3 protein-coding genes are annotated in these 3,986 nt (G+C 25.8%); all 3 read right to left on the bottom strand.

All coding sequences use genetic code 11. From position 1 onward, the window contains the following. Positions 1-118 precede the first annotated feature (118 nt). Positions 119-1,726 (bottom strand): ABC transporter permease subunit, encoded by a 1,608-nt coding sequence (locus tag RI76_RS01800; protein ID WP_017192432.1) that lies wholly within the window; start codon positions 1,724-1,726, stop codon positions 119-121. Between the two features lie 271 nt (positions 1,727-1,997). Then, positions 1,998-2,828 (bottom strand): amino acid ABC transporter permease, encoded by an 831-nt coding sequence (locus tag RI76_RS01805; RefSeq protein ID WP_017192433.1) that lies wholly within the window; start codon positions 2,826-2,828, stop codon positions 1,998-2,000. Positions 2,829-2,953: 125 nt separating this feature from the next. Then, positions 2,954-3,685, bottom strand: a complete 732-nt coding sequence (locus RI76_RS01810) for an amino acid ABC transporter ATP-binding protein (RefSeq protein ID WP_017192434.1) — start codon at positions 3,683-3,685, stop codon at positions 2,954-2,956. Positions 3,686-3,986: the final 301 nt, after the last annotated feature.

A 3,986-nucleotide genomic window follows, 5' to 3' on the forward strand; every position in this document is an offset into this window, starting at 1 on the left:
TAATTTATTTTTTTAAATTATTAAAAATCATTATACACAAAAAAAAAAAAAACAAGTCCCGAGAAAAAAGAACTTGTTTTTGATAAGTTGTTTAAAAAAAAAAGTTATGTTTAATAATTTAATTTTTATTAATTTTTTTACCAATACAGTTGGTAAGAGTGTTTAAAGTTAAATAAATAACACTAACGATCACGAAAGGAGTAATTGTATCATTAGTAAGAACAATATTACGTTGAGCACTCCATAATAAACTAGGTAATCCAATGATAGAAAATAAAGCTGTTTCTTTAAAATTAATAATTAGTTGATTCCAAACAAAAGGCATCGATCTTTTTAAAGTTTGTCTTAAAATAATATAACTGAAAACTTGTTTTTTTTTCATCCCTAAAGAATAGGCAGCTTCAAATTGCCCTTTATCTAAAAGTTTCATATTATTAAAGAAAACGCTAGTTAAAATAGTAGCATTATTGATTAAAATGATAATTAAAGCGGTATAAAAAGAACCTAAAGAATCTACTTTGAAAAAATTAAAATTAAGAACTAACAAATTATAAACTAAAATAACTTGAATAGAAATAGGAACCACTTTAAGAACATATATCAAACTATCTATTAAAACAGAAAAGATGTTTTTTATTTTAATAGATGTTTTGGCAGGCGATTCTACAGCAGCGTTGACTGATAACAACTTAATTTTGAAAAATAATAAAGATAATATAAAACCTAAAAGCAAGCCGTCAATAGCCAATAATAAAGAAATCAAAAAACTTTTATAATATGTTTTGAAAAAACTTGTTTTGGATTTGGTCGAATCGATAACCTTTTTATGTTTGTCAATTGCTGTCGGATGGTATTTGTCTTGATATGATGTTTTCTCGAGATTTAAAACGTCTTTTAAAATGCCTTCTAATTCCTTTTTTAAATTTTCTCCTTTTGGACCTTTTTGCAAGAACATGCCTAAAGGAGGGACTTTTATGTCAACAGGCAAACCTGTTAATTTGAAAGCTTTGAATTTATCACGTTGTTGATTGGCGATTAAATCTACTACCGGATATTCTAATAAAAGAACGTCTGCTGTTCTGTTAGAAACTGACTCAGCACAATTCACCGCGTCCTCTTTTAAAGCTGTTTTTTTAGCTTTTGGCAAATAATGTTGTTTTTTCAAAGTATCGAAAAATTGAATATCATATATTGAACCGATAATAGTGGTTATCCTTTTCACTTCCTTTAAGTCGTTTAATTTTATTGCATCCTTTTTCTCTTTAAACAAAGGATCATCTTTTCTAACAAGAATACCTAAATCAGACTTATGATACTTAATAGATAACATTTGTTCTTTTCTTTCAGCTGTAACATTTAACATTCCGATAATAACGTCTACTGTACCCTGTTTAACAGCATTTAATATCCCAGGAAAAGAGAAAGTTCTAATAATCAAATTCCTATTCATTTTGTCGGCTATTTCTTTAAAAAATTCGATATCAGAACCACTGATAAAATCGCCATTAATAGTTTCATGACCATTATCTTTATTGGTTCCGTCAAAAGCGAAAGGTGGAGCGTTATTAACAATTCCTAAAGTTAAAGTTTCTTTTCCATCTTTTTTAACACCATTAGGCATTAAGATATAAAAATTAAGCCAAACCAAAAGAATCGCTATTATCGTGCCGATGGAAATTTTTTCCAATTTTTTCATAAGATATTTTTTTAATATAAAATTGTCCATAAAGTTGCAATTATTCCTTCCGATCAATTTCGTCTTTATTATTTAGTTTCTTTTGTTAAAAATAAAAAAATTAACTTAAACTAATAAAAGTTGAAAACAAGATATTCATTAATAAATTTGTCACTTAAATTAAATATTTGTTTCGAATGCGAACTGTTAAATCAACCATTTGTTTTTCATCTTATTTTTCAATAGGATGGATTGTTATATTTCGATTGATTACTTTGTTCTTAATATTATTCTGTTGTCATAATTATTTGTTCCCAAATAATTAATGTTTAGTTTTTTGATTGATTAAATCCGTCATACCAACTAAAATTAAATAAAACAAACTTATTAAAAGATAAGGGTTAATAGTGTCAAAAGTAATCGAAACTTGCCTTTGGGCTGCGAAAATAAGACTTACTACTCCGATTATTTGAAATAAAGCGGTTTCTTTCAAATTAATAATAAACTGGTTCCAAATAGAGGGAATCGTTCTTTTAAAAGTTTGTCCTAAAGTGATATAACTAAAAACTTGTTTTTGGTTCATTCCTAAAGAATGAGCGGCTTCTATTTGTCCAGGATCTAAAAATTTAATATGGTTTAACATAATTTCTGTTAGATTAAAAGCTGTATTTAACATAATAACGATCAAACCGACTATCACTGGTCCTAAAGAACCTTTAAAAGATGGTATATTCACTAAAAAACTATAAAACAATAAAGCTTGAATTACTATGGGTATAGCTTTAAAAAAATTCATTAAAAAGTTAAAAATAACTGTTAATATTTTTTGCAGATAAATTAAACAAGTTTTTTGCCTTTTTATCCCTTCAGAAGAGTTTTTCCACATTGTTAATAATATAGCCAATAAAAAGCCTAAAAAAAGCCCGTCTATCGCTAATAATAAAGTAGTCAAAAAACCTTGTTTATAAGCTGGCAAGGATTGATATAAGTTAGACCAAAAAGAAGGACTTTTCGTAGACAAGTCAGAATTATTTTTAACATCCGAAAAAAATAAAACAGAATAATGTAACCAAATCAAAAATAACAAAAAAATAGTCAAAAAAAATATTTTTTTTCCATTTTTTTTCCAATATGTTTTTATGTTTAAATCCATAAAATCTATCATTCCTTTTTTTCTTATTTTAAATATTCATAAACGCTTTATTTTTTGTTCATAATGCGTTTTTATTTCAAAGTACATAGTTATAGCATTAAAAAGTATTTTTTAATTAAATGAGATCAAAATTCTTCAAAAAAAGATCTTATTTTAGGGTATTTATTAGTTTCAAAAATTTCTTTAGAAGAACCTTTTTCCACGATAACGCCGTTTTCCATAAAACAAATATTATGAGAAACTTTTTTAGCGAATTTCATCTCATGCGTAACTATAACTAGAGTAATTTCGTTTTGTTCAGCTAATTTTTTTAATATTTGCATTACTTCTTGAGAAGATTCGGGATCAAGAGCGGAAGTTGGTTCGTCCAATAAAATAACTTTCGGTTGCATACATAAAGTTCTAGCGATTGCGACTCTTTGTTTTTGTCCTCCAGAAAGTTGTTTCACATCTACATCAGCAAATTTTTCTAAACCTACTTCTTTTAGTTTTTGTAAAGCATTAGCTTTAGCTTGTTCTTTTCTCATTTTTAAAACTTTAACCGGCGCTAAACAACAATTCTCTAAAACAGTCTTTTCTTCGAATAAGTTAAAATTTTGAAAAACCATTCCTACTTGAGTGCGTAAATCAGATAAATTAATGTTCTTATCTAAGATGTTTTGTGAATTAATCAAAATTTCCCCTGAATCAGGTACTTCTAATAAATTTAAAGTTCTTAATAAAGTGGATTTACCAGAACCAGAATGACCTATAATAGTAAGTATTTCTTGGTGGCGAATATTTAAATTAATATTTTTTAAAATGTGTTTTCCGTCAAATGATTTATTTAAATTTTTAATTTCTATCATGTTTTTCATATCTTTTTTTCTCCTTTGTTTTTTATCTAAATTTCATGTATTTCGAATTACTTTATGAAAGTATTTTTTTAACAAGAACGACCGTTTAAAAATCAAAATGTTTTATTTTTTTTATTAAAAATGCATATTTTGGAAAAAAAGTTGTTTAGTTAAAGTTCTTGGTTAGATAAAAAAAAGAAAAAAGATTAATATTTTATTAACTATATCAATTCTTTTCTTTGTCATCATTTATGCAAAACCAAAAAATAACTATTTTTACAATCATTAAAACTTTTTTAAAAAATTATTAAAATTAAAATTG

This window comes from Milkweed yellows phytoplasma str. MW1, assembly GCF_000309485.1.
GTDB lineage: Bacteria > Bacillota_I > Bacilli_A > Acholeplasmatales > Acholeplasmataceae > Phytoplasma.